This is a genomic window from Paenibacillus sp. 01L418, from assembly GCF_056400045.1.
The window spans coordinates 1-6,031 of sequence record NZ_JBFTSN010000390.1; the positions used below are offsets into that span (position 1 = coordinate 1).

The following is a 6,031-nucleotide window of genomic DNA, read 5'->3' on the forward strand; positions in this document are numbered from 1 at the left end:
ATAAAGAAGAACTGCTTCCAAGTGGGACAGACAAAATGAAAAGAACATGGATAAGTGTAATGACTAAGCATTCAAACCGAAAATATGAAACAATTATTGCTGCTGAAATTCTTGACCCCCATGTAAAGAAGGTAATTGTAAGCAATGATGATATGCTATTCAAAACTCAAGTCGATATTAAAAAAGCATCAACATTTTTTAAGGAACTAGAAGTTGACAATGGATATGCCGTTTACTACACTAAGATGGATTTTGAAGATGCTTCAAGTTTTATATTCCGTTTAATAGATKAGTCAGGAAAAATTATATATACTGGGCGTTGATTGATAGCATACATTAAATATAAAGAAAACCACTACTGCACTTCAACTGTTAGACACGGAGCATTGATTGAGTTCATCTTCTATACAATTATGCATAAGGTCTTAGTGAAACTTAATGGTCTTAGAGTTGGTGCAAATCGTGCTAAAGGAAAAATAAAGATCACATATGATTGCATTAAGCAAACGGGAATAGATCATTAAAGATGGAACCTCAATAGCATTAGGGTATTCGACTGCCAATACTTCAATACAACACTTCTTACTTAACTTAACTGACTACCACGACTTATGAAACGAACTCGAAAAATGACGTCCAGCTATCTTTAATTTGAATGGTCACATCCGTTTCATTAATTACACCATTTGAATAGGTTGCTACGAATATAAAGATATAATCGCCATCCCGACTCTAATCTTACCTGCGCTTGCTCCTCAAAGATATACCCGTTCCAGGATTTCTGATCGATGGATGACAACTTTGTATTGCCTATTCGAGCAGCTGCTACTTCGACAGAAATCTAATTAAGCAATAAAGCGCCCTACGTTTTCTTATCAAAGGATGGAAACATTAGATGAAATCAAACAATGGATTCGGCTTATCTTCGAGAATTTTGTGTGTTATGTCTTAAAGAAACAAAAGAGAACACAGTCCGAATATGTAGTAAAAGCAGTTAATTATTTGAAGAACCATTATACGGAAAACATCTCACTAACTGATGCTGCCGAATATATTCATCTATAAAGTATAGCTTTATCTTATTCATGAGTATGAAGGGATGGAGCTCGATCTGAAGTATGTGGAGCGTACGCTGCCTCATGTCGTTCAGCTTTGGGTGAAAAACGTTTCATCTGGAGACGTTTGTTGAGGATAAGAAGATTGTGTTCAGCTGTGATGGGAAGAAAACGAGTCGGAAGTTTGTTTGAGGTAAGAGGATAGCTCTTCTTAATTCTGTTTTAAAGAGCTAACACATTTAAATAAATATGTTACAGAAACCCCGATCTCATTCGATCGGTCTTTCTATTTTAGGATAGAGAGGGCTCCCTTAGGAGACATAGATATCGTTATTGTGAAGGTGGAGTTCAAAGAGATGGGCTATGTGTGTGTTTCTTCTAAAGAGCAAAATCCGGAAAGGCAACTACTTAAGTTTCGAGAACTGGGTCTAAATGAGCGATATCTTTTTGTTGATAAATTAAGTGGGAAAGATTTCAATCGACCTCAGTACCAAGCAATGCGTCTTATATGTTGAGACAAGGTGATTTAATTTACATTGATTCATTAGATCGATTGGGACGAGACTATGATGGAATCATAGATGAGTGGAAATATATCACTCGTGAGGTTGGAGCGGATATCGTTTGTTTGGATAACGAGCTGCTATTTGATTCTAGAAAGTATCGGACAATGGGGGACTTCTGAAAGGTTCTGGAGAATCAATTTCTTAGTTTGCTTGCTTATGTAGCAGAACAAGAGCGTAAAAAGAATCTGCAGCGGCAAGCTGAAGGAATTGCAGTAGCTATAATTGAAGGAGTAAAGTTTGGTAAGCCGCGAAAAGAAATCGATACCACCTTTATTAAGGTTTATCAAGATTGGAAAGCTGGACTCATTACTGGAGTAGCTGCTAGGAAGGTATTAGGATTAACGCATAGTACGTTTTGCCGACGAGTAAATGAGTATGAGGGCTAATAATCTGTTAAATCTTTTCTCTGGAATAAGAACGTTAGCTCTGTACATAATAAGAACAAACGTTCTGTTTGGGGGTGAGTCTTATGGACGAGAAATGGATAGGTGCAATTGTTGAGATTGTATATCTCAGCAAGAATAAGAACTTGTCCAAAAGAAAAATAAATATGTTATCGGTGGATCAGGGACACATAAAGGCTTTTTGTCTGGTTAGACAAGGAAGGCGAAATTTTTTAGTTAAAAACATATTAGCTGCAGAGCCCGTGGTGGTATTTATTGGCTAAAAGCAAAGTTATCATGTTAGCGGATCTAGGCCTGTGATAATTATGCGAAGAAAAACAAATCAGGAATGTATGTGCTGACAAAAGAAAATTTGCACGAGACACTCTGGACTTTGCATATTGATAAAATGTTTATGGTCGGCAGCAAGATGACACGACATCTAAATTTTATGGGTCTTGATACTATTGGAAAACTTGCAGGTACACCTTTAGATAAACTTAAATTAATGATGAGGCTAAGTTTGGTAAAAACTCAGATGTTAATGCAGAAATGTATTGGCGCATAGCTAATGGAATTGATGAAAGCCCAGTCACGCCAGGAACTCATCAGGTTGCACCTAAAACAGTTGGCCATATGATGACACTTCCTCGTGATTATCGCAAGCTCGATGAGATAAAGGTAGTGCTCCTAGAGCTTACAGAGCTCGTATGCCAGCGCTGCAGAGGCAAAGGCTATATGGGGCATGTAGTATCGGTGGGTTGCTTAGGGGCTGATTTTGAACGCCCGACAGGTTTTTATCGACAAATGAAAATGGTAGATCCTACAAATGTAACCAATCAAGTGTATAGAGCTGCTGTGGAATTATTACAGAGACATTGGGATGGATTACCTATTCGAAGAATAGGCATCAGTTTATCTCAATTTTCCTCCGACGATGAATATCAAATATCATTATTCGACCAAGACCGAGAAAAAGCACGAGCATTAGAACGTGTAACTGACTTATTAAAACAAAAGCATGGTGACTCAATTATTATAAGAGCTACTTCTGCTACTCCAGCTGGCAAGGCATCAGATCGCAGTATGAAAATAGGAGGTAATTTCAAATAGCAAATCCTCAGATGTGAAGTATTTACAATTTTGAAGGTTAGCATTATACTTATATAAAATCCGGAATGCACCGGTAAAATAAAGTTGTGGGAGAAATCCTACAGCTTTTTTTTTGTGAAAAAAGAGAACACTTGTTCCAAATCGTAGTGTAGAATTTATATATAAGAGACACATATACCAGGAGGAATAGGATGTTATATAACGAAAGCTGTATTGAAGGTTCAAAGAAACATTTAGAAGATAACTCAGTCGATTTATTGATAGCAGATCCACCATATAACTTAAGATTTGGTGGGACAACACAAACGAAAACGAAAAAGCCAAGATTTAATATAATAGAGAATGATATGCTTTCACCGGCGGAATACAAGCGTTTTTGTATGCAATGGATTTTTCAAGCTTACAGAGTTCTCAAGCCAGGACGACATATTTATGTTTGTATTGACTGGCGGATGTATGCAGACATGGTGATTTGGCTGCGTAATGCAGGTTTCATAGTGAAGAACTGTATTGTATGGGATAAAGAACATATGGGCCTTGGTTGGCAATACCGCTATCGCCACGAATTTATCATCTTTGCTGTGAAAGGAGATAAACGTGTCAGACGGATCTCAACACGAAAGCAGACAGACATTTGGCGCATACCACGCATTCATGGTAATAAAACCATACATCCAACGGAAAAGCCTGTAGAGTTGTTAAAGGAAATGATTGTGAATAGTAGTGAGACTGGAGAGTTAATGGTAGATTTTTTCGCAGGTAGTAGGGTTGCGGAAGAGGCAGCCATTATTACAAGTCGGTCTTGGATGGCTTTTGAAATTGATAAAAATTGGTATGATGTTGCAATGGAAAGGATACAAAAGGCGTTGGGAATATAAGTTATAGCTACAGATTGAATTAGCGGATAGGTCTCAGTAACTTTATCACTAGGTTGGCAGTCTAAGTTATAAACACTCGTCCTAGACTGCCATTACAACAAACGAAAGCAAAAAGTCGAACCCTGCCACTTTAAGAAGGAGTTTTTTATCGACTTGGTATATCATCAGATGCCGCAGCTGCAAAAGGATGGTTTATTTCATCCCATACATTTCTTATAAATTGTTCGTGTACTGGTATTTGCCATCCTTGAAACGCATCATGAAGTTCAGACCAATCAGGATTTTCAACTAAATATTGTTGCATTAATTCATCAACAAGATGAACAATCGGAACTTCTAACGGAATACCGTATGCTGATTTAATAATTTGTAACAATCTTAAAGGAAGCTCTTCTAGAGACTTGTCTTTTAAAAACTCATATGCTGCATACGATTTAGAGGTGCCCTTTTCATAAGTTTCGGGCATTTCTGCCTCAAAAGTATGTTGAAGAACAAATTTCTTGTTAGCACGAACAGATGCTAATACTTCAATTTTATAATTTATGGTAATTGCTTGACGAAGGGTAGAGCTAGCTCTTCTTTGCCCATTTTTTCCAAGTTCAGTAATATCCATATCATGAATAACCGTATAGGGAATTCCAAAATTATTTAAGACATTCAATACAACGTACATTGTAGGTTTACCTGCACAGTTTACTATTGAGGTTTTATGAAATACATCAGATGAAAGTAAACCTGAAACCATAAGCTTTTCCGCTATTTGTCTAAATGCGACAACCTCAGTATCGCCTTCAACAAGAATTGCTTGCTGTGCAAAGAAAACTTCATTTAGATGAGGGTTGAATTTCAAGAGGGCTTGAAATTTATCTCTTTCATCCTCAGGTAAGCCATAGATATCAGAACTAACTTGGTTTGCTTTGACATCTTGATTAGAATCTAAAGAGAAGCGAATAAGTGTTCTGTTTGGTTTTGATAAATCGATAAAGTTGGGAGAATGAGAAGTTGCGATAACTTGAAAAAACCGATCATCAGCTAGCTGGTACAAGGTATCCTTAAAAACTCGTGCAATATGCGGATGCAAGTATAGTTCCGGTTCTTCAACTGCAATTATTAACGGCCTACGGGCTGCTATTTGTTCCCTTCCTTCAGGAGGGAATTCGCTTCTATATTTTCGATAGCCTTTTAAAATCGAAACAATAAAAGTACGTTGCACACCATTTCCTTGATGTTCAATAGATGTATTTATGCCGTTATAATTAAAAACAGTATTTACTGAACTACTGATGAATTCTTCAATAGGTTTAAAGTTAACTTTAAAATCAACACTTGTTGAGGTAATGTTATTTAAAAATGATTTCACCTCATTTTGAAAGAAACTTATTCTTTCATTAGTGTGCGAGTTTATTCTGTTTTGTAGTTCCCTATTCGCACGAGTCGCATCTAAGTATTCATTAGTCTCCATAATAACTTCTTTATATAGTTGAGTTAGGGTTTTTATGTAGTCAGAACTATTTTTTATCTCTTCATTTGCATGACGAACTGCTGGTATATAAAGAACTTCAGGGAATACGTTAAGAAAATGAGTGCCATTATTGCCCCCCCCCATCCTCCCGTCCCAACCCTCATTATTCATATCATGWGTAGGTTCTCCTGAGGTTTTGGAAAAGCGTTTTACAGGTTCTCCATATTCATAAACTGCTCGTACAATAAAATGTCCAGTTGGCTCATGAAGTGAATTACGAATCCCATGAAGCTCTAATTCTGCTGCTGTCACATCAATGAATGTTGCGTGGAAACTGATTGCACGACTTGTGTCGTGTCTATAGTAACAGTTTTCATCAAGAGTCTTATCCGCTTTACCAAATTGTTCGATGGCTTGAAGAACTGTGCTTTTACTGCAATTGTTCGGACCAATAATGATGCTGATATTCTCAATATCTAATGATAAATGCTGAATTCCTTTATAGTTATTTATGGTGATTTTGGATAGTTTCATGGATGCCCCCTAGTATGTTTGTTTAATATATCCCTATGAT

The 6,031-nt window shown here is 36.9% G+C and carries 4 protein-coding genes and 3 pseudogenes; 6 read left to right on the forward strand and 1 reads right to left on the reverse strand.

The features are described 5' to 3' along the window. From AC1DSE_RS28440 to AC1DSE_RS28465, 6 genes and pseudogenes are all read left to right on the forward strand, one after another. Positions 1 to 323: pseudogene (locus AC1DSE_RS28440) on the forward strand (hypothetical protein); the annotation flags it as partial. A gap of 749 nt (positions 324 to 1,072) precedes the next feature. Beyond that, a pseudogene (locus AC1DSE_RS28445) lies at positions 1,073 to 1,247 on the forward strand (stage V sporulation protein R); the annotation flags it as partial. 164 nt (positions 1,248 to 1,411) lie between these two features. Further along, positions 1,412 to 2,007: pseudogene (locus AC1DSE_RS28450) on the forward strand (recombinase family protein). A gap of 83 nt (positions 2,008 to 2,090) precedes the next feature. After that, positions 2,091 to 2,288, forward strand: a complete 198-nt coding sequence (locus AC1DSE_RS28455) for a hypothetical protein (RefSeq protein ID WP_441887073.1) — start codon at positions 2,091 to 2,093, stop codon at positions 2,286 to 2,288. 268 nt (positions 2,289 to 2,556) lie between these two features. Continuing rightward, complete coding sequence (locus AC1DSE_RS28460; RefSeq protein ID WP_441887075.1) at positions 2,557 to 3,117, forward strand: DinB/UmuC family translesion DNA polymerase; 561 nt, start codon at positions 2,557 to 2,559, stop codon at positions 3,115 to 3,117. 191 nt (positions 3,118 to 3,308) lie between these two features. Further along, the gene (locus AC1DSE_RS28465; protein WP_477512956.1) at positions 3,309 to 3,995 is read left to right on the forward strand and encodes a DNA-methyltransferase; all 687 of its coding nucleotides are present in this window, start codon (positions 3,309 to 3,311) and stop codon (positions 3,993 to 3,995) included. 145 nt (positions 3,996 to 4,140) lie between these two features. On the opposite strand, the gene AC1DSE_RS28470 is transcribed toward AC1DSE_RS28465, so the two are convergent. Further along, a complete protein-coding gene (locus tag AC1DSE_RS28470; RefSeq protein WP_441887079.1) occupies positions 4,141 to 5,991 on the reverse strand; it encodes an ATP-dependent nuclease in 1,851 nt (616 codons plus the stop codon). Between the last annotated feature and the right edge of the window lie 40 nt (positions 5,992 to 6,031).

Excerpts from the sequence above, each read along its gene's own strand:
- AC1DSE_RS28460 (WP_441887075.1), top strand. The coding sequence starts at position 2,557 with ATGTATTGGCGCATAGCTAATGGAATTGATGAAAGCCCAGTCACGCCA.
- AC1DSE_RS28465 (WP_477512956.1), top strand. The coding sequence starts at position 3,309 with ATGTTATATAACGAAAGCTGTATTGAAGGTTCAAAGAAACATTTAGAA.
- AC1DSE_RS28455 (WP_441887073.1), top strand. The coding sequence starts at position 2,091 with ATGGACGAGAAATGGATAGGTGCAATTGTTGAGATTGTATATCTCAGC.